This is a genomic window from Streptomyces sp. NPDC093149 (genome assembly GCF_044754145.1).
GTDB lineage: Bacteria > Actinomycetota > Actinomycetes > Streptomycetales > Streptomycetaceae > Streptomyces.
In genome coordinates this window covers 33734-59687 of record NZ_JBIVON010000024.1, presented here as the reverse complement: position 1 = coordinate 59687, position 25954 = coordinate 33734, and the positions used below count along the sequence as shown (strand labels likewise).

General features: G+C 71.3%; 23 protein-coding genes and 1 pseudogene. 10 read left to right on the top strand and 14 right to left on the bottom strand.

Annotation, left to right across the window (positions count from 1 at the left end; genetic code table 11):
* The first annotated feature begins 443 nt into the window (after positions 1-443).
* Positions 444-1670, top strand: coding sequence for a cytochrome P450 (locus tag ACIQCZ_RS37475; RefSeq protein ID WP_402289792.1), 1227 nt, complete (start codon positions 444-446; stop codon positions 1668-1670).
* Positions 1671-1727: 57 nt separating this feature from the next.
* On the opposite strand, the gene ACIQCZ_RS37470 is transcribed toward ACIQCZ_RS37475, so the two are convergent.
* Positions 1728-2420 (bottom strand): formylglycine-generating enzyme family protein, encoded by a 693-nt coding sequence (locus ACIQCZ_RS37470; protein WP_402289790.1) that lies wholly within the window; start codon positions 2418-2420, stop codon positions 1728-1730.
* A 182-nt stretch (positions 2421-2602) separates the two neighbouring features.
* On the bottom strand, positions 2603-3364 hold the full coding sequence (locus tag ACIQCZ_RS37465; protein WP_402289788.1) for a metallophosphoesterase family protein: 762 nt from the start codon (positions 3362-3364) through the stop codon (positions 2603-2605).
* Between the two features lie 184 nt (positions 3365-3548).
* Between ACIQCZ_RS37465 and ACIQCZ_RS37460 the strand changes: the two genes are divergently transcribed.
* Entirely contained in the window at positions 3549-4655 is a 1107-nt protein-coding gene (locus ACIQCZ_RS37460) for a PP2C family protein-serine/threonine phosphatase (RefSeq protein WP_402289787.1), read from the top strand.
* 4 nt (positions 4656-4659) lie between these two features.
* Here the strand turns inward: ACIQCZ_RS37460 and ACIQCZ_RS37455 are convergent, their stop codons facing one another.
* The 4 genes from ACIQCZ_RS37455 to ACIQCZ_RS37440 form a co-directional block, all read right to left on the bottom strand.
* Complete coding sequence (locus tag ACIQCZ_RS37455; protein ID WP_402289784.1) at positions 4660-5160, bottom strand: NUDIX hydrolase; 501 nt, start codon at positions 5158-5160, stop codon at positions 4660-4662.
* A gap of 177 nt (positions 5161-5337) precedes the next feature.
* Complete coding sequence (locus ACIQCZ_RS37450; RefSeq protein WP_402289782.1) at positions 5338-6237, bottom strand: hypothetical protein; 900 nt, start codon at positions 6235-6237, stop codon at positions 5338-5340.
* Entirely contained in the window at positions 6234-7247 is a 1014-nt protein-coding gene (locus ACIQCZ_RS37445) for an SPFH domain-containing protein (protein WP_376278103.1), read from the bottom strand. The genes ACIQCZ_RS37450 and ACIQCZ_RS37445 overlap by 4 nt, the downstream gene beginning before the upstream one ends.
* A gap of 275 nt (positions 7248-7522) precedes the next feature.
* Positions 7523-8149: a TetR/AcrR family transcriptional regulator gene (locus ACIQCZ_RS37440; protein ID WP_402289779.1), complete on the bottom strand. Its 627-nt coding sequence runs from the start codon at positions 8147-8149 to the stop codon at positions 7523-7525.
* Between the two features lie 162 nt (positions 8150-8311).
* Here ACIQCZ_RS37440 and ACIQCZ_RS37435 point away from each other — a divergent pair, with 162 nt between their 5' ends.
* The gene (locus tag ACIQCZ_RS37435) at positions 8312-9193 is read left to right on the top strand and encodes a phosphatase PAP2 family protein (RefSeq protein ID WP_402289777.1); all 882 of its coding nucleotides are present in this window, start codon (positions 8312-8314) and stop codon (positions 9191-9193) included.
* Positions 9190-10161, top strand: coding sequence for a hypothetical protein (locus tag ACIQCZ_RS37430; protein WP_402289775.1), 972 nt, complete (start codon positions 9190-9192; stop codon positions 10159-10161). The genes ACIQCZ_RS37435 and ACIQCZ_RS37430 overlap by 4 nt, the downstream gene beginning before the upstream one ends.
* Before the next feature lie 113 nt (positions 10162-10274).
* On the opposite strand, the gene ACIQCZ_RS37425 is transcribed toward ACIQCZ_RS37430, so the two are convergent.
* The gene (locus tag ACIQCZ_RS37425) at positions 10275-10868 is read right to left on the bottom strand and encodes a PadR family transcriptional regulator (protein WP_402289772.1); all 594 of its coding nucleotides are present in this window, start codon (positions 10866-10868) and stop codon (positions 10275-10277) included.
* A 91-nt stretch (positions 10869-10959) separates the two neighbouring features.
* A complete protein-coding gene (locus ACIQCZ_RS37420) occupies positions 10960-12975 on the bottom strand; it encodes an FAD-dependent oxidoreductase (RefSeq protein ID WP_402289769.1) in 2016 nt (671 codons plus the stop codon).
* Between the two features lie 235 nt (positions 12976-13210).
* Here ACIQCZ_RS37420 and ACIQCZ_RS37415 point away from each other — a divergent pair, with 235 nt between their 5' ends.
* Positions 13211-13738 (top strand): DoxX family protein, encoded by a 528-nt coding sequence (locus tag ACIQCZ_RS37415; RefSeq protein ID WP_376212547.1) that lies wholly within the window; start codon positions 13211-13213, stop codon positions 13736-13738.
* Between the two features lie 67 nt (positions 13739-13805).
* Here the strand turns inward: ACIQCZ_RS37415 and ACIQCZ_RS37410 are convergent, their stop codons facing one another.
* Positions 13806-15422: a chitobiase/beta-hexosaminidase C-terminal domain-containing protein gene (locus ACIQCZ_RS37410; protein WP_402289766.1), complete on the bottom strand. Its 1617-nt coding sequence runs from the start codon at positions 15420-15422 to the stop codon at positions 13806-13808.
* Positions 15423-15715: 293 nt separating this feature from the next.
* Positions 15716-16909 (bottom strand): PP2C family protein-serine/threonine phosphatase, encoded by a 1194-nt coding sequence (locus tag ACIQCZ_RS37405; RefSeq protein ID WP_402289764.1) that lies wholly within the window; start codon positions 16907-16909, stop codon positions 15716-15718.
* Positions 16910-17255: 346 nt separating this feature from the next.
* On the opposite strand from ACIQCZ_RS37405, the pseudogene ACIQCZ_RS37400 reads away from it, so the two are divergent.
* Positions 17256-17606 (top strand): annotated as a pseudogene (locus ACIQCZ_RS37400) (FCD domain-containing protein); the annotation flags it as partial.
* 284 nt (positions 17607-17890) lie between these two features.
* On the opposite strand, the gene ACIQCZ_RS37395 reads toward ACIQCZ_RS37400, so the two are convergent.
* Entirely contained in the window at positions 17891-18733 is an 843-nt protein-coding gene (locus ACIQCZ_RS37395; protein ID WP_402289761.1) for a class I SAM-dependent methyltransferase, read from the bottom strand.
* A 178-nt stretch (positions 18734-18911) separates the two neighbouring features.
* On the opposite strand from ACIQCZ_RS37395, the gene ACIQCZ_RS37390 reads away from it, so the two are divergent.
* On the top strand, positions 18912-19532 hold the full coding sequence (locus tag ACIQCZ_RS37390; protein ID WP_402289758.1) for a TetR/AcrR family transcriptional regulator: 621 nt from the start codon (positions 18912-18914) through the stop codon (positions 19530-19532).
* Positions 19533-20313: 781 nt separating this feature from the next.
* On the opposite strand, the gene ACIQCZ_RS37385 is transcribed toward ACIQCZ_RS37390, so the two are convergent.
* Positions 20314-20742, bottom strand: coding sequence for a DUF2690 domain-containing protein (locus ACIQCZ_RS37385; protein WP_402289756.1), 429 nt, complete (start codon positions 20740-20742; stop codon positions 20314-20316).
* A gap of 413 nt (positions 20743-21155) precedes the next feature.
* On the opposite strand from ACIQCZ_RS37385, the gene ACIQCZ_RS37380 reads away from it, so the two are divergent.
* Entirely contained in the window at positions 21156-22349 is a 1194-nt protein-coding gene (locus tag ACIQCZ_RS37380) for an MFS transporter (RefSeq protein ID WP_402289753.1), read from the top strand.
* 214 nt (positions 22350-22563) lie between these two features.
* Here the strand turns inward: ACIQCZ_RS37380 and ACIQCZ_RS37375 are convergent, their stop codons facing one another.
* On the bottom strand, positions 22564-23022 hold the full coding sequence (locus ACIQCZ_RS37375; RefSeq protein WP_402289808.1) for a pyridoxamine 5'-phosphate oxidase family protein: 459 nt from the start codon (positions 23020-23022) through the stop codon (positions 22564-22566).
* Positions 23023-23309: 287 nt separating this feature from the next.
* Between ACIQCZ_RS37375 and ACIQCZ_RS37370 the strand changes: the two genes are divergently transcribed.
* Positions 23310-23789 carry a hypothetical protein gene (locus ACIQCZ_RS37370; RefSeq protein ID WP_376270998.1) on the top strand — a complete coding sequence of 160 codons (480 nt, stop codon included), beginning with the start codon at positions 23310-23312 and terminating at the stop codon, positions 23787-23789.
* A complete protein-coding gene (locus tag ACIQCZ_RS37365; RefSeq protein WP_402289751.1) occupies positions 23786-24502 on the top strand; it encodes a vitamin K epoxide reductase family protein in 717 nt (238 codons plus the stop codon). The genes ACIQCZ_RS37370 and ACIQCZ_RS37365 overlap by 4 nt, the downstream gene beginning before the upstream one ends.
* Here ACIQCZ_RS37365 and ACIQCZ_RS37360 read toward each other — a convergent pair.
* Positions 24453-25790 carry a globin domain-containing protein gene (locus ACIQCZ_RS37360; RefSeq protein ID WP_402289748.1) on the bottom strand — a complete coding sequence of 446 codons (1338 nt, stop codon included), beginning with the start codon at positions 25788-25790 and terminating at the stop codon, positions 24453-24455. The genes ACIQCZ_RS37365 and ACIQCZ_RS37360 overlap by 50 nt on opposite strands.
* Between the last annotated feature and the right edge of the window lie 164 nt (positions 25791-25954).

Here is a 25954-nt window from a genome sequence, read left to right as displayed (position 1 = left end):
AAACCCAACACCGTTCACCTGGACCAAGACGGCCGACGAGATCCTCGACTCCCTCGCGCGTTTCTGCCAACGAATCTCCGGCGCAGGACACTAGGTGTATCGCCCTGTGAGGTCGGTGACGCGGCCGGCTGGGGTCTGACCCCAGGTCCTTCCGTTCGGATCGTGCCGGGCTCGGGCCGCATGTTCCCTCGATGACGTCCTGGGCCCATCCAAGGCTGTCCCGTGACCCCGGCGGGCGCACGACAACAGCCGCGGCACCTCGCCGTGCCGTCGGAGCGTCCGCATGAATCCAGTTCGCGGACGTCTCTTCGCCTTGCGACGCACCGCATCCGACGCCGCGCGCTGATCCGCCGGGGATTACGGGACAGCCCTTAAGCTGGAACGAATCAGACCAAAGTCATACGAATATCAGCAAACGGGCGCGATGCCCCGAGGGAGGCATGATGAGCCAGCAGCCGGTCCTCCTGCCCTATGCCGATCCGGCCTTCGTGGCGGACCCCTTTCCCTTCTACCGGCAACTGAGCCAGGAGGGCCCGGTGCGGCGCGCCGTCCTCGCCGGGGACCTGGAGGCCTGGCTGGTCACGCGGTACGAGGACGGCCTCGCGGCCCTGTCCCACCCACAACTGAGCAGCGACGTCCGTGATGCGTCGGATCCCCGGTTCGCCGAACGGCTGCCCACCACCGACCGCGAGTCCGTACTGCGCAACATGCTCCGTTCCGATCCGCCCGACCACACCCGCCTGCGCCGACTCGTCTCCCGGGCGTTCACCGCACACCGGGTGGCGGAACTGCGACCTCGCATCCAGGAGATCGCCGACCGACTGCTCGACGAGATCGTGCCGGCCGGCCATGCCGATCTCATCGAGAGCTACGCTCTGCCGCTCCCGGTCACGGTGATCAGTGAACTGCTCGGGGTGCCCGTGAGCGACCGGCACGACTTCCAGCAGTGGACCGACGACATGGTCCTGAGAGGGAACGAACCACCGGACCCGGCCCGGGTGGACGGGGCGTGGCGCCGGATGCGCTCGTACCTGACCGGGCTTCTGGAGGCCAAACGCGCCCGGCCCGGGGACGATCTGCTCAGCGCACTGGTCGTCGCCCGGGACGAGCAGCAGCGGCTGGACGAGGACGAGCTGATCGCCATGGCCTTCCTGTTGCTGGTGGCCGGCTACATCACCACGGTCAACCTGATCGGCACCGGCATCGCCGCGCTGCTCGCCCACCCCCACCAGTTGAGGATGCTGCGGGACGATCCGGCGCTGCTGCCTGGCGCGATCGAGGAGTTCCTGCGCTACGACGGACCGGTCAACCCCGGTATCGCCCGGTTCGCCCGCGAGGACGTCACCCTCGCCGGGGTGGACATCCCGCGCGGTGCGACCGTGCTGATCGCCTCCGCCATCGCCGACCGCGACCCGGCACAGTTCCCCGACCCCGACCGCCTCGACATCGCCCGCAGGGACAACGCGCACCTGGCGTTCGGGCACGGCATCCACTACTGCCTGGGTGCCCCGTTGGCCCGGCTCGAAGGCCAGATCGCCGTCGGCACCGTCCTGCGCCGCCTTCCGCGCCTCGCCCTGGCGGTGCCGCCCGGCGAACTGCGGTGGCGGCCGGGTGGTCTGCGCGGGCCGGAGCACCTGCCGGTGACGTTCGACGCAGGTGCCCCGGCCTGAGCGGGACGGCTGCCCACGGGGCGGGGGCAGCCACCGGGCGCGCCGTTCATGTCCCGCTCAGTTCGATCGTGCGAGCCGGAACCCCAGGTCGTCGATGCGGAAGGTCGGGTGACTCCTGCGGCGGCACGACGCCCGGCATCCTCGGGGGCGGTCGTACGCGCCACCACCACGGAAGACGCGGTACGGGCCGTAGACGCCCGGATCGTAGACGTCCCAGCACCACTCCCACACGTTGCCGATCATGTCGTGGAGCCCCCACGCGTTCGGTGCCCTCGTCGCGACATCGTGCACCGTGCCGCCGGAGTTCCCGCGGTGCCAGGCGATCTCGTCCAGCTCCCCGTAGCGGGCCTCGGACGTCCCGGCCCTGCACGCGTACTCCCACTCCGCCTCGGACGGGAGGCGGTAGCCGTCGGCCTCCCAGTCACAGACCACGTCCTGCCCGTCGGGATCGTCACCGAGCACGTAGCAGGGTTCGAGTCCTGTCGCTCGCGAAAGCAGATTGCAGAAGCCGACGGCCTCCTTCCAGGAAACGTCCGTCACCGGTGTCCGCGGGCCCGCCGGGTCCGCGGACACCTTGCCCCCGACCGCCCGGTACAACTCGGTGGTCACGGGATACGGCGCCAGCCGGAAGGCCCCGACCGCGACCTCCCAGTCCGTCCTGGTGCCCTCGTCCCGCAGGACGATCTCCCCGGCGGGGATGGCTCTCATGTCCTCGGCCACCGCCTGTCGGAGTAAGGCTTCAGGGCTCATCGCTGCTCCTCATACGCCTCCGGTGCGTCGGACCGACGTACTGCTGACCCGGCAGCAGTACGGGAAGCCGGTCCGGGCTTCCGGACGTTCGGACACATGACGGTACCGATGACCGGGAAACGGCGCCGGGCGGATCGGAGTACGGGCCGCCGTGCCCGGTTCCCGGGCCGTCGAGGGGGATGTCAGGGCGCGTGGTCGCGGCCGTCCCGTGGGGCGAAGGCTTGAAGAGCGTCCTCGTCCGTCGCGCGGGCGTGCAGGAAGTAGTCGGTCCACTCGGAGATTCCGGGGTAGCCGGAGTCGTGCCCGATCTGCGCCGACGCGGTCTCGACGTCGAAGCCCGTGGTGCGCAGTTCGACGCCCGGCCCGAGAACGGCCCAATGGGCTCCCGCTCTTCCGTAGGGCATGCCGACACTGCCGGGATTGACCACGAGCCGACCGTGGGCGAGGCGGACGAACGGCATGTGGGTGTGGCCGCAGACCACGGTGCGCACGTCGTCGTCGAGTCCGCCGAAGACCTCCTTCCAACGGTCGAGGCGGGAGTCGACCAGGACGACTTCCTCGTCGTCACGGGGGGTCGCGTGGCAGAACAGCACCTTCCCGAGGCCGTGCACCGGCAGGGAGAGCGACCGGGGCAACGAGCCGAGCAGGTCGAGATGGTCCTCGCGCAGCTGCTCGGCGGCCCAGGGGGCGATCGGATCGGGGATCGATTCCCGCTGTCCGCGGCGGTATTCGAGGAGTTCGCGGTCTGCGTTGCCGCTGATCCATGCGACGCGGTCACCGAGGCCGATGAGCCGGTCGAGGACCTGGTTCGGCTGCGGGCCGGCGGCGATGTCGCCGGTGAGCACGATGCGATCCGCGGCCTGCACGTCCGGATCGGCGAGCACGGCCTCCAAGGCGGGCAGGACTCCGTGGATGTCGGACAGTACGGCGACTCGATTCGGCATGGTCACAAGTGTGCGGGGAGAACGGCCGGGATGCGGGGGCGCTCGCCGGACATATGGCCAGGGCCGAGGCGGCCGGGAGTCCGGTCGCGGGGCCGGGCGGGACCCGGTCCATCGGTGGGCAGGTGCGGGCATCATGGGTGGTACGTTCGGTTTTGGGACCTGGAGGGGGCGACAGGGAGTACAGGTGCAGGAGAGTCGGCGCACAGCGGCGTGGGCGGGCTGGCTGCTCGTCGTGCCGGCCCTGGTGTCGGGTGTGCTGCTGAATGTCCTCGCGCCCCAGCCGTACATGGGGCTTCCGCTGCTGGCCGCGGCGCCGTTGATCGCCGGAGCGATGCTGTCGTTCCGGGCGGGAGCTCTCGTCGCCGGCCTCGCCTGCGGTGTGTCGCTGGTGCTGGATTTCGTCCGGGGGCGTTCCGCCACGGCGAGCTTCGTCGATCTGGCCGTGATCGGCCTCATCGGGATTCTGGCCCTCGCGGTCAATCTGCTGTTGCAGCGTCAGGGGCGGGATCTCGCGCGGGCACGGGTCATCGCGGAGGCGGTACAGCTGGCGGTGCTGCCGGACCCGCCGTCGCGGGCGGGGCCCCTGGCCGTCGCGGCGGGATACACCGCCGCCCAGGCCGAGGCGAGGATCGGCGGCGACCTCTTCGCGGTGCAGGAGACCCCCTACGGCGTGCGCATGATCATCGGGGATGTGAAGGGCAAGGGGCTCCAGGCGGTCGCGGCCGTCTCGGTGGCGATCGGGGCGTTCCGCCAGGAGGCCGAACACGCCCCCACACTGGCCGAACTGGCCCAGCGCCTGGACGACGCGCTGAGCAGGGAGTCGAGCCGCAGCGGCAGCAGGACGTCCGGCGAGGACTTCACCACGGCCGTGCTGGCCGAAGTGCCCGGTGACGGCGCGCTGCTGCGCCTGGTCAACCGTGGCCATCCGGGCCCGTACCTGATCCACGACGGTGCGGTCGCACGGCTCGACGCCACCCGCCCGCAGCTGCCTCTGGGCATGGGGCTGGGCGCGGTGGCCGCGCCGGACGGCGACGCCCTCACCGATGTCTTTCCGCTGCCGTCCGGCGCGCTGCTGCTCCTGATCACCGACGGTGTCACCGAGGCACGCGATCGCACGGGTGCCTTCTACGATCCGTGTGCGTCCGCCACCCTCACCGGAAGCTGCTTCAGGGACCCCGACGATCTGGTCCACGCGGTGACCGAGGATGTCGCACGCTGGACCTCCGACGGCCACCAGGACGACATGGCCATCCTCGCCGTCGCCCGGCGCGGCGGTCACCGGGGCGGCTGAGAACTCACGAGGCGTCCTCGGCGGCGGAGACGGTCAGCCGGTGCGCCGGCGGGTGTTCGATCGAGAGATCCGGGCGCCAGGCCGCGAGCACCTGAGCCGAGGGAGCGAACAACGGCCTCGGCAGTGCGTCGGGTGCGGTCCACTGCCAGGTGCTGATCAGATGGGGCTCGGTCACCCGGGGGTGCCCCGACTCCAGGGTCACCACGGCCGCCATCGACACGCGGTTGATCCCCGCCACCACGTCGTGGAGCATGGCGAAGACCCTCACGTCGGCCGCATCGACTTCCAGGCCCGTCTCCTCGCGGAGCTCACGGGCGGCGGCTGCGGCGATGGACTCATGGGTCGGGTCCACCTTGCCGCCGGGGAGCTCCCAGGTGCCGCTGTGGTGTCTGCCGAGCAGCACGCGCCCGTGGGCGTCCCGCACGATGACGCCCACGCCGAGCGCCGCCTGCGCCAGGGGTGGGCGGGAGTTGCGGGGGAGGGTTTCGTCGGGGGCGGTGTCCATGGTGCTCCTCGCTGGTCGGCGTGGGGTGTTGCGGGCGGAGGCCTCGGCAATCCGGTGTACGTGAAAGGAAGCCTACGGACCACCGTTCGTCCACGACGGCCGGACGGCGGCTCCGCGGTGTGGGCGCGGAGGGCGCCGACCCGGCGACCGTCCTCGTGAGGGGTGCGGTTCGGGTCGTCAGACCGTCAGCCGCAGCGACGTCGCCGAGATGCCCAGCCGGACCGTCTGCCCCCACGTCAGGTCCAGCGCGTCCGTCTCCATTCCGTCGCCGAAGACCACCACCCGGTCGGACTCGACGGTGAGCCTCAGCCCCTGTCCGCGCCCCAGTTCGCCCGCGACCAGCGAAGTACCGGTCGCGGGCGAGGGCCAGGCCTCGCGGACGAACCACACCAGCCGGGGATCGGTGGGTGCCGGGAGCGGCAGGGCGCTGCGGCGTTCCTGCCACAGTGAGCGGAGCCAGCCCGTGGCACCGGTGCCCGTGCCGACCAGGACACCGGACGAGGCCTGCGGTTCGGTGGCGGCGCCGGGCGCGTCGGGGCCGATCCGGTAGCGGGCGGTCTGGTGACCGGGCGGACCGAGATAGATCTCGTTCAGGGCGAGCAGGCGCTGGGTGTCGTCGGCGACCGCCTCGACCATGGTGAGTTCGTCCGTCGCGCCGGCGGGGGACGCGGCCGCCCGCAGCAGGCCGGCCGCGTCGGAGGGACGGTGGCGTACGAGCACCCCCGGATTGCGTCCGGGGTCGGTGTCGATGCCCACGACGGGCTGCCCGGACAGGTACTTGGCGACGTTGGCGACCAGCCCGTCCTGCCCGACGACGACCACCACGTCCTCGGGCGCGAACAGGAAGCGGTCGAGATCGACGCGCTCCACCCGCGACTGCCGCCACTGGAGCGGTACGGCTGCCGCCACATCGGTGAGCGCCTGCCGGGTGTGTCGGTGCCGCCGGGCCACCTCGTCGATGGACCGGCCGCGGCTGGACAGGAAGAACGCGGCCTGGCCGTGTGTGCCGTGCCGGGCCAGCAACTCCTCGTACTCCGTGGTGCGGTGGACCAGGACCGCGCGGGGGGCGAGGCTCATGCCCGGGGCTCGGGGTCGGTCCTGCCGAGCTTGCTGAGCAGGCCGGTGAGGACGTCGGGGGAGAGGGTGAGGCTGTCGATGCGGGGCAGGTTCTCCGCCAGTCTCGTCGTCGCCAGGGCGTGCAGCGTCGCGGCGTCCACCTCGCCGTGTACCCGCAGCCAGGCCGCCTGGGACTCCGCGCGTGCGGCGCCGACCTCGCGTGCGGCCTCGGCCTCGGCTCGGGCCAGGCGTACCTTGCGTGCCGCCTCGGCCTCGGCACGCACCGCGTCGGCCGCCGCGTTCTCCTCGGCCTCGCGCCGGGAGTTGGTGCCGCGCTGCTCGACCAACTGCTCCTCACGGCGGGCAAGTTCGATCTGGCTGGCCAGCTCGTTCTCGGCGATGGCCCGTTCCCGTTCCACGGCAACGGCGCGGCGTTCATAGGTGGCCCGGTCGGCCTCCTGCTGGATCTGCTCACGGGCAGGGGTGCGCAGGGCTCGCTCCACCTCGGCCTCGGGACGGATGGCGACCACCCGCACCGCGACCACATCGATACCGGTGGCGGGCAGCCGGGGTTCCGCGGCGAGCCCGGCCGCGACCCGGTCGCGCACCGATGCGACACCGTCGACCAGTGCCTCGGCCAATGCGGTCCTGGCCAGCACGTCCAGCGTGTGTTGCTGAGCGGTCTCGGTGAGCAGGGTGGCGATCTGTTCCAGCGGCGCGCCGCGCCACACCCCGGTGTCCGGGTCGACGGAGAAATCCAGGCGGGCGGCGGCCTCGGCCGGGTCGCTGATCCGGTACGTCACGGTGGCCTGCACGGTGACGTCCTGGAAGTCGGACGTGCGTGCGTGGAAGGCCATGGCCAACTCCCGGTCGTTGACCGGGACTTCGGAGAGCGCTGCGGTCAGTGAGCGGTACCAGAAACTCAGCCCCGGCCCGTCGTGGGCGAGCCGGCCGCGCTTGTGGTGGCGGATGTGCGCGGTGGGTGCGGAGCGCAGATGGCGCCAGCCGAAGCGCCGGGTGATGTCGGCCATGTCGGAATCCCCTCTGTTCTCGTCGTGCAGACGATAAGAGGGTGCGGTCGATATCGTCAAGGGGACGAGAATGATCGTCGGTCCGCGCCGGTCCTGCCGGGCACGGGAGCGGAAATGGGGACCGGAGGTCTGTGCGCGGGAGGGTATGGAGAACGGGCGGCCGGCGGCTCCCGAAGGAGCCACCGGCCGCCCGGATGGTGCGCCGCCCCCGTCCCCACGGTGCGGCGCGAGCGGGTCGCCGTCATCCGCTCGGACGGCGACCCACGTCTTTCGGGTCACTGGGGCGCGGACGCCTCCAGTCCAAGTGCGGGGAGGACGGCGTTCTCCACGAAGCGGGTGAGATAGGCCCCGTCCGCGAACTTCCCCTCCAGCAGCGGACGGGCGCGCATCACGCCCAGCAACTGCGCGGAGACGAACTCCGCCGCCGGGGTGTCCGCCGGGATCTCGCCGCGCTCCGCGCCGCGCCGGACCATTGCGTCGATCGCCGCGACCTCCGGCACGATCAGTGCCTCGCGCAGCGCGCACAGCAACTCGGGGCTCTGCAGTGCGGCATGGCTGAGCGCGTGCATCAGCGGGGTGTCGCGGCCCGATCCCGCGCCGATGGCCCGTGCCGCCTCACGCAGATCCCCTGCCAGTGTGCCGGTGTCGATGTCGGGCAGCACTGCCCGTCGGGTGCCGTGGAGCGCAGCCACGACCAGTTCCGGCTTGGAGCCCCACTGCCGGTAGAGGGTGGACTTGCCGCAGCGTGTGCGCGAGGCGACCCCTTCCATCGTGAGGGCCTCGTAGCCGGACTCCCTCAGCATGTCGAGCACGGCCGCGTAGAACTCCTGCGCCCGCTCCGGCGTGATCTTCGAGCGGCGGGGCGTGTGTGCCGGTTCCTGCGCGGCTTCCTGCGGCGACATGTGTTTTCCCTCTCAGCGATTCTGCGACGAGGTCCATCGATACGCCAGTGTACCGAAACGCATGTGTACCGATACGTTCGCGTATCGGTACACTGGCGTATCGATATGGCACGGGCCGAGCCCTGCCTCCGCAACACCGCTTCGTCAGCAAAGGGGCACCGGATGAGGTACGCCGGTAGCGAGCCCGCAGATCGGGAGCCGGACAGTACTGCCCGACCGCCCCTCCTCCGCGAGCTTCTTCTCGTCGTGGGACTCTTCGTGATCTACAAGCTCGGCCGTCAGGCCGCGAACGGTCATGTCGAGGAGGCGTATCGCAACGCGGGAAACGTCTGGGACCTCGAACGGTCCTTGCACCTGCCGGGCGAAGGCGCGGTGCAGAGTCTGCTGCTCCGCGACGAGACGCTGACCCACCTCGCGAACACCTACTACGCGACCGTGCACTTCCCGGCCACGCTGCTCTTCCTCGTGTGGCTGTACTGGCGCCGCCCACGCCACTACGTCTGGTCGCGCCGCATCCTCGCCGCGCTCACCGGCGCCGCGCTCGCTCTTCATCTACTGTTCCCGCTCGCCCCGCCGCGGCTGCTGGCCGCCGCAGGTCTCGTCGACACCGGCCAGGTGTACGGGCCGACGGTGTACGGAGCGACGCCGGCGACCGACTCCATGGCCAACCAGTTCGCCGCGATGCCCTCGCTGCACTTCGGCTGGGCGCTGATGGTCGCCGTGGGGCTGATCGTCGCCACCCGCAGCCGGTGGCGCTGGCTGTGGCTGCTGCATCCGCTCGTCACCCTGCTGGTGATAGTCGGCACGGCCAACCACTACTGGCTCGACTCGATCATGGTCTCCGCGCTTCTCGCGGTGGCTTTCGCCGCGTTGCCCCTGCGGCGCACGGAGCCGGTACGGGCACACGTCCCCTGGCCGTCCACCGCGAGTGCGCCCGCGTCGACTCTCCTGCCCCGCCCCGCCGATCCCGCCCCGCCGACCGCGTACACCTCATCGCGGGCCCACCCCGCGTCCTCGTACGCGTCGTCCGGAGCGCGGCGTTGAACGCCACCCTGATCGCCGTCGCGCTGTCCCTGGTCTCCGCCGCCGCGTATGCCTCGGCCGCGGTGGCGCAGGCCCGGCTCGCCGGGCGCACCGAGCCGGACGCCGGAGTCCTGAGGCTGCTCGGGCGGGGCGCCTGGTGGTCGGCGGTCGCACTGAACGCGGGCGGCGCGCTGCTGCACGTCGCGGCACTCAAGTACGGGCCGCTCACCCTCGTCCAGCCGCTCGGCGCCCTCACCCTGGTCGCGGCCGTCCCGCTGGGTGCCAGGACCGCCGGACGCCGGGTCACCCGTATCGAATGGCGCGGCACGATCCTGACCCTGCTCGGGCTCGGTGCCCTGCTGATCACCGCGGGCGGCACCGCCCCGCACGAGACGCTCAGCCTCCCCGAAGCACTGGCTGTCGGGGCCGGAACCATGGCTGTCGTCGCCGGACTGAGCCGCCCGGGAACACGCCCCGGGCTGCGGCACGCGGCGGCCTCCGGCATCACCTCGGGAGTCGCGTCGGCACTCACCCAGACCCTGACCGTCTCCGTCGCCGACCACACCGGCCCACTGCTCAGCCGGCATCTGGTGATCGTCGCCCTGCTCGTCTCCGCGTTCGCGATGGGCGGGCTGCTGCTCTCCCAGACCGCCTACCGGGGCGGGCTGGGTGCGCCACTGGCCGTCGTCACCCTCGCCAACCCGGTGGCTGCGGCGGCCATCGGCCTGGCCCTGCTCGGCGAACGCCTCCAGGGCGGCACGATCAGCCTGGTCCCGGCGCTGCTCGGCACGGTCGCGGCGGTACGGGGCGTGATCCTGCTCAGCCGTGCGCAGGCCCAGGCACAGCCCCTGGCCGTCGCCGGCCCGGCCGCGTCCGATCCGAAGTCCGTGGCAGGATCACCGTCGCGCGTGGTGATCGGGAGCCGGGCGCCGCTGGAGCAGCCGGTGCTGCGCCCCGAACCGGGCCGGACCCCGGTGGGCGGACCGTGACGCGCCGAACCGGCTCGGCCGCCGGGGAAGATTCGCGGCGACGTGACATTCACCGGCCGGGGCGGCATGTACGGAATCCATCCGCCCACCGACCCGCCAGGCGCGAGCCCCGCTCACTCGCCGGGGCGTCCGGCGGGCCGGCGGCGCCCGTCTCCATGGCCCGGCGGGTCCGGCATCCGGTCCCCGCCCGGGGTCAGTGCCCGGGTCAGCCAGCCGATCCAGAAGTTCTCCAGATCGATGCCGCCGCGCAGCACCAGATGCCGTAGCCGGTCCTCGTCGGAATTCCGCTCGGGCGGGAAGTCCCGCTTCTCGATCTCCAGATACTCCGCCAGCTGCCGTCGGTGCAGCCCCAGATGACGGCGCAGCTCCGCATCGAGGCCGGGCGCTCCGACGACCGCGGCCGCCCGCATCCGCAGCAGCAGCGGATCGCGGATCTGCTTGGGGTCCTCGGAACGGGCCACCCACGCGGACAACGCCTCCCGGCCCGCAGGCAGCACCTCGTACTCCTTCTTCTGCCCACGGGAGGGCTGCTGCGACGGCAGTGCCCGGATCTGCCCCGCCTGCTCCAGCTTGCCCAGCTCGCGGTAGATCTGCTGGTGCGTGGCGGACCAGAAGTAGCCGATCGACCGGTCGAACCTGCGGGTCAGCTCCAGCCCCGACGACGGCTTTTCGAGCAGGGCGGTGAGGATCGCGTGCGGGAGTGACATGGGGTGCATCCTAAGGACGGCCGGGCGGCGGCCCCATGACGGAGGGGCCGGGCCGACGGCCGCTCCCCGGGCCAGGGGGCTTCTCGGAATGTCAGAGCGAGGCCGCGAGTTCCGTGCCCTGGCGGATCGCGCGCTTGGCATCCAGCTCGGCGGCCACGTCGGCGCCGCCGATCAGATGCGCCGAGCGGCCCGCCGCGACGAGCTCCTCGTACAGCTCGCGACGCGGTTCCTGGCCCGCGCAGAGCACCACCGTGTCGACCGGCAGGAGACGCTGTTCGCCGTCGACGGTGAGGTGCAGTCCGTCGTCGTCGATCCGGTCGTAGGCGGCGCCCGCGATCATCGTGACGCCGCGGTGCCGCAGCTCGGTGCGGTGGATCCATCCGGTCGTCCTGCCCAGCCCGGCACCGACCTTGCTGGTCCTGCGCTGGATCAGGTGCACGGTGCGTGGCGTCCTCGGGTGTTGCGGGGCACACAGACCGCCCCGGTCGCGGTAGTCGGTGTCGACGCCCCACTGCCGGAAGAACACCTCGGGGTCGAGGCTCGCGGCCTCCCCCGAGTCGGTCAGGAACTCGGCGACGTCGAAGCCGATGCCGCCCGCCCCGATGATCGCGACCCGCTCACCGACCCGTGCCCCGCCACGCAGGACGTCGAGGTAGCCGACCACGCTGGGGTGGTCCAGGCCCGGTACGGCCGGGGAGCGGGGCGTGACACCGGTGGCCAGGACGACCTCGTCGTAGCCGTCGAGCGCATCGGCCGTGACCCGCGTACCGAGCCGCAGCTCGACCTTCTCCTCCGCGAGCCGGGTACGGAAGTAGCGCAGCGTCTCGTCGAACTCCTCCTTGCCGGGAACCCTGCGCGCCACATCGAGCTGGCCGCCGATCTCCTCCGCGGCGTCGAAGAGCGTCACCCGGTGCCCGCGCTCGGCGGCCGAGACGGCGCACGCGAGACCGGCCGGCCCGGCACCGACGACCGCCACCCGCTTGACGGTGCGCGTCGGCGACAGGACGAGCTCGGTCTCGTGGCAGGCGCGCGGATTGACCAGGCAGGAGGTGACCCGGCCGCTGAAGACGTGGTCCAGGCAGGCCTGGTTGCAGCCGATGCAGGTGTTGATCGCGTCGGCGCGGCCCTCGGCCGCCTTGACGACGAAATCGGGGTCGGCGAGGAACGGCCGGGCCATCGACACCATGTCCGCCCGCCCCGAGGCGAGGATCTCCTCGGCGACCTCCGGCGTGTTGATGCGGTTGCTCGTCACCAGCGGTACGGAGACGGCGTCGCGCACCCGCTCGGTGACCCAGGTGTAGGCGCCGCGGGGCACGGAAGTGGCGATGGTGGGGATCCGGGCCTCGTGCCAGCCGATCCCCGTATTGATGATGTCCGCTCCGGCCGCCTCGATCTCGCGGGCGAGCCGCACGACCTCCTCCAGGGAGGAACCGCCAGGGACCAGATCCAGCATGGAGAGCCGGTAGATGAGGATGAAGTCGCTGCCGACCCGCTCACGGACCCGGCGCACGATCTCGACGGGGAACCGGATGCGGTTCTCGTACGAGCCGCCCCAGCGGTCGGTGCGCCGATTGGTCGCGGTGGCGATGAACTCATTGATCAGATAGCCCTCGGAACCCATGATCTCGACGCCGTCGTAACCGGCGTGCCGCGCGAGCTCCGCGGCCCTGGCGAAGTCCTCGATGGTCTCCTCGACCTCGTCGTCGTGAAGGGCATGCGGAGTGAAGGCGCTGATCGGAGCCTGGATCGCGCTCGGCGCCACCAGCTCGGGATGGTGCGCGTACCGGCCGAAATGCAGGATCTGCATGGCGATCCGGCCGCCGGCCTCATGGACGGCGGCAGTGACCGGCGCATGCTGCTCGGCCTCCGCCTCGTCGGTCATCTTGGCACCGCCGGGGAAGGAACAGGCCCGCGCGTTCGGGGCGATACCACCGGTGACCATCAGACCCACGCCGCCCCGGGCACGTTCCGCGTAGAAGGCGGCCATCCGCTCGAAGCCCCGCTCCACCTCCTCCAGACCGATGTGCATCGACCCCATCAGCACCCGGTTGGGGAGGGTGGTGAACCCGAGGTCGAGCGGGCTCAGCAGATTCGGGTACGGGCTCATGCGGGGCTCCTCGCGCAGTGTCGTTGCGCCAGTTGTAGACCACCCGGACGTCATTGTGCAACAAGTTGCAAAATGGTGTGCGTTACAGGGCCGCGCAGGGGGGCCGTCCCCCGGACGGCGTAACACCAGGGCACATCGGCGCTCCGTGCCACCGAGAGTGGAAACACGGCACCCGCCGCCACGGCGTGGGGCGGGGCGTCCGAGCCGCTCCCCCCGAACCCTTGCGGAGGCTCCCATGGCCTGCCTCGACCGGCGTGATCTCGGCCTGCTCGTCCTGCGCGTCGGTACCGGCGCGGTACTGGCCGCGCACGGCACCCAGAAGCTGGCCGGCTGGTTCGGTGGAGGAGGCATCGAAGGAACCACCGCCGCGATGGAGGCCATGGGCTTCCATCCACCGAAGTACAGCGCGGTCGCCGCAGGGCTCGGCGAGGCGGGCGGCGGCGCACTGCTGGCCCTCGGCCTCGCCACCCCGGCGGCGGGCGCGGCGGCGGCGGGGACGATGGCGGGCGCCGTGGCCGTCCACGCACCCGCCGGATTCTTCGTACAGGGCGGCGGTTACGAGTACCCGGCCTTCCTGGGCTTCACCGCGGCGGCGATCGGCCTGACCGGACCCGGCCGGTACTCCGTCGACCATGCCACCCGGCACGCCTTCAACCAGCCCTGGATGGTCGCCCTCGCCTTCGCGGGCAGCGCGGTCGCGGCGGCAGCGGTCGTCGGCAGGCGGGCCAGGGGCCGGGCCGCGGTCGATCCCGACGCGACCTGACGACCCACCCGGCAAGGACAGGGACCGGACGGCACCCCAGGGAGGGAGCCGCCCGGTCCCGGCCGCGCTACTTTCGGAACGTCAGAGAAGCGGCCGGCGAGGCGTTGCCGTACGCGTCGACGGCGACGACCCGCGCCACGTACCGCCTGCCCTCGACCGCGCCCGGCACCGGGATGTCGAGGGTGTTCGGCCGGGGCACGAAGTAGAAGTCCGAGAGGACCTTGGACGAGACGACCGAGGCGCCCGTGGCCGCGTCGGTGATGTCGACGTCGTAGTGGTGCACCATCTGGTCGTCCTCGGCCTGCGCGATTCGCAGCGCGGCGCCGCCCTTCGCGTCGTGCACCCGGGACAGCGGCCGGCGGGTGGTGAACTTAGGCGCCACCGTGTTGCGTTCGGCGTCCGTGTAGCGGAAGTTGGCCTTGATCTGCCCGCTCGTCGAGCCCTTGAGGCGCACGGTCCAGGTGGCGCCGCTCAGGGTGCCCGCGCTGGCGTACGGCGGCTGCCAGTTCGCCGACCACTGGCCACCGGTGTAGATGTCGTGCTTGTCCGCGGCCATGTTCACCCGCGCGATCTCCGTACGGTCCTTGTAGACCTCCACGAAGAGTGCCTGTGCGGTCGGCGACTCGAAGCGGTCGGCGAGGCCGTCCTCGGTGACCATCTGATAGCCGTGATCGATCTCGATGTAGGACATCGAGCCGTCGTTGACCGAGGTGAAGTCGCGCTGATGGATGGATCGGTCGTCGTTGATGTTCAGGTGGGAGTGGCCCGAGAAGAGGACGGCCTGCGGGAAGGCGCTCAGATCCTCCGCGAGCCGCGGGTTGGAAGCCTGCTGTCCGTCCATCGTCGTTCCGGTGGTGGGACGGTGCCCCTGGACCAGGACGGGCTTGCCCGCGTAGGCCGGGTCGGCGGTGATCGCGGCGAGCCGCTGCTTCAGCCAGGTGCGCTGGGCGGTGTCGGAGTTGTACGTCTCGGTGTTGACCGTGAGGATGTGCAGGCCCTTCACCTCCGACTCGTAGTAGCCGCCGCCCGAGTCGGGGAACCACGCCTTGGGGTAACCGGACCGTATCGCCGCGAGGCTCGCGTCGTGGTTGCCGTTGGAGATCAGCAGCCGGGTGTCGGTCATGCCCTTGCGTGCGAGGTTGGCCTGGAAGATCTCGGAGACGATCCTGTGGTCGGGGCCCTTGCCGTCGCCGTTGTCGTTGATCATGTCGCCGTTGGACAGGATCGCGTCCGGCTGCGGGAAGATCGATCCGATGGTGTCGAAGAAGCTCTCGTACTTCTTGTCGGCGCTCGCGTGGCTGCCGACATGCACATCGGACATGACGACGAGGCGGGCGAGCGGCTTCTCCCGGGATCTGATCAGATAGCCGTAGGACACCGGGACGCTGCTCCGCTTGCCGCGGAAGGCCACAGCGGTCACGTTGGTGTCCTTCTCGATCCTCAGCGGGCGGCCGGGCGAGTAGACGCGACTGTCGCGGGTCGGGGTCGTACCGTCCAGCGTGTAGCGCACGGTGGTCCCGCGCTCGGCCCGCAACCTCAGCTCCACCGCATGCTCGTACCGTCCGCCCGGGACGCTGACGCCGGGCGCGGCGGGGGTGTCGGTGCCGGGGGAGTGGGCTTGCGCGGCGGTCGGGGAGACGAGCGCGACGGACGTTGCGGCGATCACGAGAGGGGTGAGTCTCACGGGGGTCCCTGTTCTCCGGCCCGGGAAATGCGGTCCGGGGTCTCTGGTCCGGCCATGTAACGGGTTCATAACCGGTCTGATCCAGAGACGCTAGGTGGCGCGCGCCAGGCCGTGGCGGGGTCCGATCGACCACCCGGTGAAGTGATCATGAACGTCTGGTTGGGGGCGGCTCGGTTCCGTGCTCGGCGTCCGGGGGACTGCGTGGCGGATGTGGTCCCCGGGACGGCAGGGGTGTCGCCGGCCCCGGGGTGGACGACGTGTCCCCGGTCGCCGCGTGCGCCGGACCGCGCCGGTCAACGCCGTGGACCGGTCGTTCCGCAACCGTGGTGGAAGCCGTCGGGGCGGCTGGCCCTTGCGGGACGGCGTCCGTGACGGGGCGGGGTGCGGTCGTCGCGGTGGATCGCGACGAGCGCGGCGTCGTCGCCCAGACGCCCGCCGACGTGGGCGAGGAGGTCGCGTCGCAGATGGTTCAGGAGCGTCTCCGGGGAGCCCTCCGTCCATCGGGCGGCCCGTTCCGTGAACGGGTAGAAGTCCCCGCCCCGGTCACGCGCCTCGGTGATGCCGTCGGTGTAGAGGAGGAGGGTGTCACCGTCCTCGAAGGGGAACGTGTCCAAGGCGTAGTCGGTCGGCCCCATGCGGCCGACGCCCAGCGGCGGTGCCGGACGCAGACTCGGCATTCTGACGGAACGCCCCGGGCCGAGGAGCAGGGGTGCGGGGTGCCCGCAGCTGGTCATGCGGACGACGTGGTCCTCGTCGGGGATCTCCAGGAGCAGCGTGGTGACGAAGCACTCCCCGGTCGCCTCCCGGGACTCGAAGTCGTCCTCGTAGCGTGCGACGCTCCGTTCGAGGGCGGCGGCGAGTTCGGGCAGGCCGGTGTGCTGGTGGGCGGCCTCGCGGAAGGCGCCGAGCAGCAGGGCGGCCTCTCCGACGGCTGCCAGGCCCTTGCCCCTCACGTCCCCGATCATCACCCGCGTTCCACCCCCGGTGCGGGTGGCCGCGTACAGGTCTCCGCCGATCAGGGCCTCGTCCTCCGCTGCCAGGTACAGCGAGGCGACCCGCAACGGGCCGATCCGGTCCGGGAGCGGCCACAGCAGGACGCGCTGCGCGGCTTCGGCCACCGACCGCACGCGCGCCAGCTCCCGTCCGCGCCGCTCGCGTATCAGAGCGAAGAACACCGTCAGCGCCGAGAGTAGGGCGAGAGCGACGATCTGTACCACCATGCTCCGGGAGGACAGCACGCCGATGTGCCGGCCGATGTACGCCTGGGCCGCCACGGCCAGGAGGCCGATGCCCCCGGTCGGGAGCGCGCCGGCGAACGAGGCGGTGAGCGCCGGCGCGATGACCAGCAGCGGTCCCAGACGGATGTCCTGCGGCGCGAGGATGTCCACCGTGGCGATCACGACGATGAGCGCGACGGGAATCGCCAGCAGCACATGGCTCGGCCGCCATGGTTCTCGCAGATCCGTAAACCGTTCACTGAGGCCCACGTCTCCACAGTGCACCGCCCCCGGACCGCGCACGACTCGGCCGAAGGGCCCCGCCGGGCGTCCGCCGGGACCGAGCCGCGCCGCCGGGGCCGTCGTTCGGCGACCGGCACGGCGGCGCCGGACTTCGGCGTCGAACCGCGTCACCGGCCCTTCCGGCAGTGCGCGGATACGGGAATCGGCACCGCCCCGCTGACGCGCGACGAACTCCATCGCGGTGTGTGACGGGCGTGGCGTCGAACGTCACAGCGGTGTCGGCATCCGAGTGTCGGGGCGCGTCGGCAGGAGCCGTGGCCCCCTCTTCGCGGCGGCCGGAGAAGGGGCGCTGGATGCCGCCGTACCTCAGCGCATGCAGGCCGCGCCTCCGCGCCCCGGCCGCCCGCCCGGCGTCTCGCGCATTCCCGTACGTGAGGCGATCAGGGTCCTGCTCAGTGAGGGTGTTCTGCAGGCGCTCTCACCGCGCCGCATCGTCGTGCGCGAACTGTCGCATCAGGACGTGCTCAACCTCTTCGACCCGCGCGAGGCCCTTGAGGTGCCGGCGGCCCGCCGGGCGGCCGAGCGCGCGCTGCCCGCGCAGGTGCAGCGCCTGGAACGGCTGTTGGAGAATGCCCGCAAAGCCACCAGGTCGGGCCGGGCCGACCGGATCTCCCGCTCCAACACGGCCTTTCACCGTCACATCATCGAGATCGCCGGCAACGACCTGCTCGCCTCCGCGCTCGAACCCCTGGAGGGCCGGATGCGCCGGCCCTCCAGGGGTTCGACGACCCGCATTCGGTGCGAGCATCGCCCCTGTACGAGGCCATCGCCGCCTCCGATGCGGAGGCGGCGGCCCGGCTCGCGCCGGCGCACGTGCGCCACTATCGCGCCGTGCTACTCGGTCCGCTCTTCGGCGAGCCCGGCCCGTGAGGGGTGCACCCGCCCTCGGCCCACTCTCTGCAGAAGGTGTCCCGGGCCGTCGCGATCGGGACCGCCGCGCGAGGCCGGTCAGTTCGGGCGGTCGGCGGTGACGAGCCAGGCGCTGCTGCGCATGCGCACCGCTCCGTCCCTCTCGTGCGTGCGCAGGATGCCGGTGAGCTTCCGCCGGGCGCGGACCCGGGCGTCCTCGTCGACCTGGCTCATCAGATGACGTCCGGGGCCCGAGCCCAGCAGGAAGTCGGCCGCGTCCTCCCCGTCGCGGCCCCACGTCCCGTACGCCTCCACGCGTGACGTGTCGATGTGCTCGAATCCGGCGGACGCCAGCACCTCGCGGGTGCTCTCCGGGGCGGCGAGGGAGAACATGCCGGGGGTGCCGGGTGAACCGAAGCCCCCGATGGGCAGGATGTCGTCCAACTCCGCGAGGGCCCGCAGCCATTCGTTGGCGTCGGCCTCGGCGGTGCAGACGAACGCCAGGCGGCCGCCGGGGCGCAGTGCGCGAGCGATGTTGGCGAAGGCGCCGACGGGATCGGCGAAGAACATCACTCCGAACCGGCTGATCGCGACGTCGTACGCGTGGGACGCGAAGTCGTGGACCTGGGCGTCGGCCTGCTCGAAGCCCACGTTGGCCGAACCCTCGCGCCGGGCACTCTCGCGGGCCCGCGCCAGCATCGGCGCCGACAGATCGAACCCCGAGGCCGTGCCGCGACGTGCGTGGCGGCCGGCCAGCCGCGTCGTGGAGCCGGCCCCGCAGCCGATGTCGAGGACCCGGTCGAGCTCCGCGATCGAGGCGGCGGCGATCAACGGCTGGTCGAAGCCCCCGTTCACGGCATCCCAACGCTCCTGGTTCCGGGCCCAGTGGTCTCCTTCGTGACCGTTCCAGGCCTGCGCCTGTGCGGTGTTGACGACACGCATGTGACTACCCCCTGTTGGACATGGCTCCTTGGGCACGGCCCCTGCCGGGCACGCCGCCCGGCGGACGGGAAAGCCCTTAGAATGGGCGCTCGCCCAAACAGTATGGGCGGATGCCCATACTGGCAATCCCCTTTGTCGGCCGCGGGGTGCGCCGCGGTCTCGTACCAGGAGAGGACCCATGTCACCGCGCGGAGTAGCGATTCCCGATGTTCGCGAGCGGCTCTTCGACGCCGCGGTGCGGATTCTGGCCCGTGAGGGCCCGGCCGCATTGACCAGCAGAGCCATCACCACTGAGGCGGGCTGCGCCAAGGGCATGCTGCACAAGCACTTCGACGGCTTGGACGAATTCGTCGCCGACCTGGTCCTGGACCGGTTCGCACGCAGCGCGCGACAGGCCGCCGAACTTCACGGACGGGCCGGCGTGGCCACCATCGCCGAGAATCTGGGCGCGGTCGCGTTCGCACTGCTCGATTCCCTGGACCCCACGGTCGCCGGCCTGGCCATGACGCGCCCCGCCACCTCCCTGCGCATCCGTGAGGCGCTGGCGGCGGGCGCACCGGGCTTCGCGGCGATCCAGGATTCGATCACCGACTACCTGGACGCCGAGATCCGGCTCGGCAGACTCGGGGCCTCCACCGATGCCGCCTCGATCGCGCTCGCCCTGGTCGGCACCATCCACCATCTCCTGATGACGAGCTGGGACGGCGCACCGGGCCGCCGCGAACAGGCGGAGCGACTCGTCGCCCTGCTGGTCGGTGAAGCCCCCGGTGGTGGCGTGGCCCTCGACGGGCGGTCGTGACCTGCTTCTGCACGGTCTCCCACCGTGGGCGTCGGATATGCCGCGGCCGCCACTCCGCTCGACGGCAGCCGACGGCCGACTGTGTCGACACCGTCACGGCACGGGAATCCGCCGAGCCTGCTGAACCGGGCGCGGAGCAACGCGTCTCGGGAGACGACGGACACGTTGCGGCATCGCAGACGGAGCGGCGGGACTCAGCGGTCCCCGGCCTGTGACGGGCGACGAAGCCCTGGCGGCGCTGAAGCGCCCCGCGGCAAGGACTTTGACGGATGGTCAGGACCGGTTGCGGCGGCGGTCTTCGTGGGCGTGCCGACAGGACCGGCCGCCCCGCGGAGCTCGCTTCTTCGTTCCGCGGGGCGCCACCGGTCCGTCAGCCCGTTGCCGGTCACAGAACTAAGACCGGTCTGACAAATGATCAGTACTGTGCCGGGCGGTGCGGGTAATCGTTTTGTTGAAGACGCGTGGTCCGGGGATGCTCGGCCGATGCCAGGGCAGCGGAAGAGGAAACGAAAACAGCGCGACGAGAGGCAGCGGGCCGGCGCTCGCTTCCTCTGGCTACGCGAACCCTCCAGATGATCCTTGTCGGACACGTCCTGGTGCCCCTCCCGGCAAGCTTCGCCCCGTCGCCCCGTCGCCCCGTCGCCCCGTCGCGCCGTCCAGCACGCACGCTCGCGGCGTTGGCCAAAAGTCCTGCTAGCTCCGCTACAAGGACTTCCGGCCGCCTTTCGATCGCACGCACTGGACGACACTCCTCACGGAGCAAACATTGCCGGTCACGGCACTAGAACCACCGGCTGCATTCCCACTGCTTGTCGACGTCCTGGATGCAGGCCCGGTAGGCGTGGCTCGTCCCGACCATCGCGGTGTAGGTCTCCGCCCTCGGGGAGGGATTGCCGTGATACGACTTCCCTCCCTTGATCTCGATCTTGAAGAGCCAGCCGTGGTCGGCCTTGTCCGCCCTGGCCCACGCCGCGCTGCACCGGTTCGAGACCCGCAGCCGGACGAAGGGGCCGCCGCCCGGTGCCCTGACGGTGCTCTTGGGCACGTCGTGGGCGTCCGCACCACACCCCTGCGTCTGCGGGTTCTTCCCGGTGCAGGCATTTCCCTTGCAGTGGGACGCGGCGTCCGCGGGCGCGTGGGCTGCCGCAACGCACAGCATGGCGGCAGCAAGGGCCGCAGCGGCGGAGGACAGCGAACGGCGGAGCTTCATACAGTTTCCTTCCGGAGGGTCCGACCGGTGATCCGTCGCTTCCTGGATAGCGTGGCGATCGGCCCCGGAAGGCAGTTCCCCGGGTTGATCACCGGAACGAGTGGCCGGAGCGGCGCCGGTCCGGGCAGCGCCGGTGCCGAGGCTGCCGACGACCGGCCCGACGGGCCGGGACGAAGTCGACGTGAACCGAGCGGGGGACGCAGGCGTCGGCCTCTTCCGCGAGGCCCGCGTCACCGGTGACCGGCCGAGGCGTCGACCACGAACAGGCCGGGCCGACTGCCCTCCGCCCCCAGCCGCGCAAGGTGGTGGGCCGCACGGCGACGGGCCGTACCGGCACCATCGTGTGTAGGTTGAACGCGGCTGGGCCGTGGGGGACGGCACGGGTGTGACGGGTGAGTACAGGAAGAGGCCGTATGGTCACGGCACAACCGGCTCCATGGCGCAGGACGGCGGTGCTCGCGGCCCTGATGCTGGCCGCCTTCACCTTCAACACCGCGGAGAGCCTGCCGATCGGCCTCCTGGAACTCGTCTCCGACGACCTGCGGGTGTCCCTGTCGGCGGTCGGTTACCTGGTCACCGGTTACGGTGTGACGGTTGCCGTGACGTCCCTGCCGCTGGCCCACGTCACGCGGACCATGCCGCGACGTCATGTCCTCACGGGACTGCTGGCCGCGCTCGTCACGTCCAGTCTGGTCGCGGCGCTGGCCACCTCCTACTGGCTGCTGCTCGCGACACGGCTGCTGACCGCGCTCGCACAGGCGTTGTTCTGGGCCGTGATGGGGCCGGTCGCGGTGGGTCTGTTCCCGCCCGAGGTCCGCGGGCGTGTCGTCGGAGCGCTGTCCGTCGCCGGTTCGCTCGCCCTCGTGCTCGGCATTCCCGCCGGGACCTGGCTGGGCCGGCAGAGCGACTGGCCGGTGCCGTTCGCGGTGCTGGCCGGTCTCGGGCTCGTCTCCCTCGTGACGATTGCGGTCCTGCTGCCGACCTCCCGTCCGGAAGAAGGGCACGCCGCCTACGGAGCACGTCCCGACACCCGCCGGTTCGGTACGGTCCTGGCGGCAGGGGCCTTGTCCGCCGCCGGGGCGTTCGCGGGGTACACCTACATCGTGAAGTTCCTGGGCGACGTGAGCGGGTTCTCCCCGAACGCGGTCAGCGCCCTGTTCGTGGCTTTCGGCGTCGCGTGTCTGGCCGGGGTGAGCATTGCCGGGGCGCTGCTGGACCGCTTCCCGCAGTCGACGCTGACCACTGCCGTGGCGGTGCAGGCAGTGGGAATGCTCGGCCTGTACGCGACCGGCACCGATCCGCCGGCGGCGGTGGTGTTCCTGATGCTGATGGGCGGTGCGCTCGGGCCGGTCTTCATGGCCACCCAGAACGAGATGCTGCGCTGCGCACCGGGTCGCACGGATATCGCACTCGCGGCCAACTCCGGCGCCTACAACGCCGGTATCGCGGCGGGCGCCGCCGTCGGCGGACTGGTCCTGCCACTTGCCGACGTGCGCGGCACCTTCCTTGCGGGCGGGCTGCTGACCGTCGCGGCCTGCGTGGTGCTGCTGGGCGAACGGGTGCTGCCAGGGGGTGTCGTCCAACAGTCATGCCTGCATGAGGGGTGATGCGAGTGTGACGGTGGCTTCTTCGTGGGCGACGGCCTTGCCGTAGCGGGTGGCGAAGCCGCCGCCGCACGCGCCGCCTTGTATGGATGCTGCGTCAGGACCTGTCCGGCCGCCGACTCGGATACCGACACGAGGTCGTCGGTCGTCCGGTGCCGGAGCAACGCCCCGGGCCGGCGGCTCAGCTGACGGATGACCAGGAGTTCCGTGTGCGGTGTCAGACGGTCAGCCGGATTCCGGTGATCAGATGCGGACGGATGCGTACCGCACAGTTCATCACCGGGCCCGACCAGGGGCGGAGCAGCCGCTGGTAGCGCGTCAGCGCGTCCGGATCCGTGACCGGGCGGCAGTACCCCGTGACGACGACACTCCAGCCCAGATGGGTCAGCGGATCGATGTCGTCGGCCTGGTAGGCGACCACGACTCCCCGATCGCCGTGGTCGCGGGCCTGGGCGTACAGATCCGAGTCCTCATGGGTCAGGATGACGATCCGACCGTGGTCCAGCAGATGGTTCACCGGCCGGATGGCGGGCAGCGCACGCTGGGTGAAGACGATTCGCCCGAGCGACGCCCTGCCGAGCAGGCCCAGTGCCTGGGCACCTGTCAACTCGACCGTGCGGCGTGGCCCGGTGGCCGCCGAACCCGGCAACGGCCCCGTCTCCGACGGTGCGGTCACAGCCGTGCGCGCGGACGGCTGGGGCGCCTGATGGCATGAGTGGCTCACGGGGCTGCCTCGTCTCCTGGTCTGCTCACCTGCCGTACGAGTACATCGTGCGGCGTCACCCCCACGCCAGGGCCGAACGGCCCCAGGGCCGAACGGCCCTAGCGGCGTCGGACTTCCGATGGGTTCACTGCGGGGCATCACTTGCCGCGCGGGCCGGTCCGGCATCGGCTCCCGGGCCGGGCCGTGGCGCGGCGTGCGGAATCGTTCGGACGGCGCTGTGCGCGCAGGAAGGAAACGTGGTGATCGCAGTTGTCGGGCACAGAGACCTCAGCAACAGAACCCTGGAACTGGTGGAAGCTGAACTGAGAGCGCGGCTGGACCGCTTGGCAGAAGGTGCGGCCGCCCTGGTACGGGTCGGGGCGGGGCTGCCGCTGGTGTTCGGGCGGGCCGCCCGGGAGGCGGGGCGGAAGCTGACGGTGCTGCTGCCGGCCCAGGGTGCCGTTCCCGCCGTGCTGCCCGAACGGGACCGGTCGGCCGCGGGCGAACTGCTGGTCCTGGCCGAACACGTACGGCTGCTGGCTTTCGATCCGGCCGACCGCAACGCGTGTGTCAGCGCCGACGAACGCCTGGTGGAGACGTGCCGGACCGTGCTCGCCGTGTGGGACGGATCGCCGTCGGACGGCCGGGACGCCACCGCCCATCTGGTCGCCTTCGCCCGTGCGCGGGGAATCCGGGTGGAGGTCGTCTGGCCGGACGGTTCTGTACGGGGGCGTACATGAAGCTGTCGGAGCGCGGTACCGGGAAGACGGCGGAAGAGCCCGACACCGACGACCGGGAGTGCGTCGGCGCGTCCGGGGCGGGCGACGAACGGGAGTGTGGCAGTGCGCCCGGGGCGGGCGACGACCAGGAGTGCGCCGGGGCGAGGCGGGGGTTCGGGTGGCTGTTGGTGATCACCGCCGCGCTCGGGCTGCTCGGCTCGTTCGTCATCACGATCGACAAGTTCGAACTGCTGGCCGACCCCGGCTTCGTGCCCGCCTGCTCGCTGAGCCCCGTGGTGTCCTGCACGAATGTGATGCGCAGCGAGCAGGCCTCGGTGTTCGGCTTTCCCAACCCGCTCATCGGGCTGGTCGCCTTCGGGGTGGTGATGGGGGCCGGTGCGGGCCTGCTCGCGGGCGCACGCTACCGGCGCTGGTACTGGTTGGGGCTGAATCTCGGCATGCTGTTCGGCGTCGGCTTCTGCATGTGGCTGATGACGCAGGCGTTGTACGACATCGGTGCCCTCTGCCTGTGGTGCGTGCTCGTGTGGGTGGCCACCATCTTCATGTTCTGGCACACCACGGTGCACAATCTGCGCCATGGTGTCCTGCCCGCCCCACGAGCCTTGGTCGCGGCGGTGCTGGAGTTCCCGCTCGTCGTGCCGGTGACCTGGTGCCTGGCCATCGTCATGCTGATAGCAACCCGGTTCTGGTCGTACTGGCAGACGTTTCTGTGACCGCGACGATGCCGGTGGTCTCGTGATGGATGTGCGCGGCCGGTACTCCGGCGGCGACGAGCCGCTCGGCGACGGCCCGCGCCGGCTCCGTCGTGGAGGCCTCGGGAGCCAGAGCCAGAAAGGCGTGCTGCCGGGCGGCGGCCCCGGGACGCGGGGCCAGAATTCCGTTCAGGGCCCGCAGCCCGGCACCCGCGAAGCGGGCATCCGTCGCGTCGGCCGCGATGACGGTCAGCCAGGGGCGTCCGCGCCGGAACGCCTCCAGATACGCCGCGTCGTACATCCCTTCGGCCGACACCTCCTCCTCCGGCGCGGCGAGACCCAGCAGCAGCCGTACCCGGTGCGCACGGGACCGGTCGGCGTCGATCCGCTGGAGCAGCGCCTTCATCGGAGCCCAGCCCGTTCCGGAGGCGATCAGCAGCAGGTCCGCGGACGGAGTGTGGTCGGGCAGCGCCAGCGCGCCGCGCGGGGCGCTGAGACGGACGACGCGGCCCTCCCGGGTGCCGTGCACCAGCGCATCGCTCACCCCGCCGGCGCCCCGGGCCCGTACATGGAACTCCAGCTCACCGTCCGGATGCGGCGCACGGGCCAGATAGTAGGGACGCCACGCCTGTTCCAGCAGCGGCGACTCCAACGACGCGTACTGGCCGGCCTCGAACGCGTAGGGCTGATGGGGGCGTACCCGCAGCACCGCGAGATCGGGCGTGCGGAGTTCGTGCGAGGTCACCGTCGCCTCCCAGCTGGGCGGCTCGGCGATCGCCTCGTCCGCGCCCCTGACCATCGCCGTGACGGCGAGCCGCAGCATCCGCAGCCAGGCATGCTCCAGCGCGCTGGTCCACCGGGCGCCCGCGCGCACGCGCAGTGCCTCGATCAGTGCCGCCTCGAAGGCCTCGAAATGAGCGGGGCGCACACCGAGCTTGCGATGGTCGCGCCCCAACTGCTCGAAGACGTCGATCATTTCGTCCGCGTGGTGCAGATTGCCGATCAGATAGCGGAAGATCCCCACGAGATGAACCTGCTGGAACGCCATCGACTCGGGGAACAACGACCGTAGATACGGATGCCGCTCGAACAGCAGCCGGTACAGTTCGGCGATCAGCTCCTCCAAGGGGCTCACCAGCGACAGGGAGTCACTGATCAGCAGTTGGTCGGCCGTTCCGTCGTACGCCTGCGGGGCCTTGGCCCGCCACGGTTCGGGGCGGGTGTCGGACGGGGCCAGGATGCGTCGTCGCAGCCGCATCGCGTCATGCCGTGCGAGCAGTGCGTGGTAGTCCTCGCTCGAAGTGTTCATGGGCCGGTGACTCCTCGGTGCAGCGCAGTGGGGTGGCCGGGAATAGGAGATGTCCGTGGTGCCCGGACGATCTTGGCGGCGTCAGTATGGCACCGCGTCCAGCCCGCTGACCGGCCCTGGCCACAGGGCCTTTCGGCCCTGTTCAAACACTGTTTGCCATGCTG

Excerpts from the sequence above, each read along its gene's own strand:
- ACIQCZ_RS37475 (WP_402289792.1), top strand. The coding sequence starts at position 444 with ATGAGCCAGCAGCCGGTCCTCCTGCCCTATGCCGATCCGGCCTTCGTG.
- ACIQCZ_RS37470 (WP_402289790.1), bottom strand. The coding sequence starts at position 2,420 with ATGAGCCCTGAAGCCTTACTCCGACAGGCGGTGGCCGAGGACATGAGA.
- ACIQCZ_RS37465 (WP_402289788.1), bottom strand. The coding sequence starts at position 3,364 with ATGCCGAATCGAGTCGCCGTACTGTCCGACATCCACGGAGTCCTGCCC.
- ACIQCZ_RS37455 (WP_402289784.1), bottom strand. The coding sequence starts at position 5,160 with ATGGACACCGCCCCCGACGAAACCCTCCCCCGCAACTCCCGCCCACCC.
- ACIQCZ_RS37450 (WP_402289782.1), bottom strand. The coding sequence starts at position 6,237 with ATGAGCCTCGCCCCCCGCGCGGTCCTGGTCCACCGCACCACGGAGTAC.
- ACIQCZ_RS37445 (WP_376278103.1), bottom strand. The coding sequence starts at position 7,247 with ATGGCCGACATCACCCGGCGCTTCGGCTGGCGCCATCTGCGCTCCGCA.
- ACIQCZ_RS37440 (WP_402289779.1), bottom strand. The coding sequence starts at position 8,149 with ATGTCGCCGCAGGAAGCCGCGCAGGAACCGGCACACACGCCCCGCCGC.
- ACIQCZ_RS37435 (WP_402289777.1), top strand. The coding sequence starts at position 8,312 with ATGAGGTACGCCGGTAGCGAGCCCGCAGATCGGGAGCCGGACAGTACT.
- ACIQCZ_RS37425 (WP_402289772.1), bottom strand. The coding sequence starts at position 10,868 with ATGTCACTCCCGCACGCGATCCTCACCGCCCTGCTCGAAAAGCCGTCG.
- ACIQCZ_RS37420 (WP_402289769.1), bottom strand. The coding sequence starts at position 12,975 with ATGAGCCCGTACCCGAATCTGCTGAGCCCGCTCGACCTCGGGTTCACC.
- ACIQCZ_RS37415 (WP_376212547.1), top strand. The coding sequence starts at position 13,211 with ATGGCCTGCCTCGACCGGCGTGATCTCGGCCTGCTCGTCCTGCGCGTC.
- ACIQCZ_RS37395 (WP_402289761.1), bottom strand. The coding sequence starts at position 18,733 with ATGCGTGTCGTCAACACCGCACAGGCGCAGGCCTGGAACGGTCACGAA.
- ACIQCZ_RS37390 (WP_402289758.1), top strand. The coding sequence starts at position 18,912 with ATGTCACCGCGCGGAGTAGCGATTCCCGATGTTCGCGAGCGGCTCTTC.
- ACIQCZ_RS37385 (WP_402289756.1), bottom strand. The coding sequence starts at position 20,742 with ATGAAGCTCCGCCGTTCGCTGTCCTCCGCCGCTGCGGCCCTTGCTGCC.
- ACIQCZ_RS37380 (WP_402289753.1), top strand. The coding sequence starts at position 21,156 with ATGGTCACGGCACAACCGGCTCCATGGCGCAGGACGGCGGTGCTCGCG.
- ACIQCZ_RS37365 (WP_402289751.1), top strand. The coding sequence starts at position 23,786 with ATGAAGCTGTCGGAGCGCGGTACCGGGAAGACGGCGGAAGAGCCCGAC.
- ACIQCZ_RS37360 (WP_402289748.1), bottom strand. The coding sequence starts at position 25,790 with ATGAACACTTCGAGCGAGGACTACCACGCACTGCTCGCACGGCATGAC.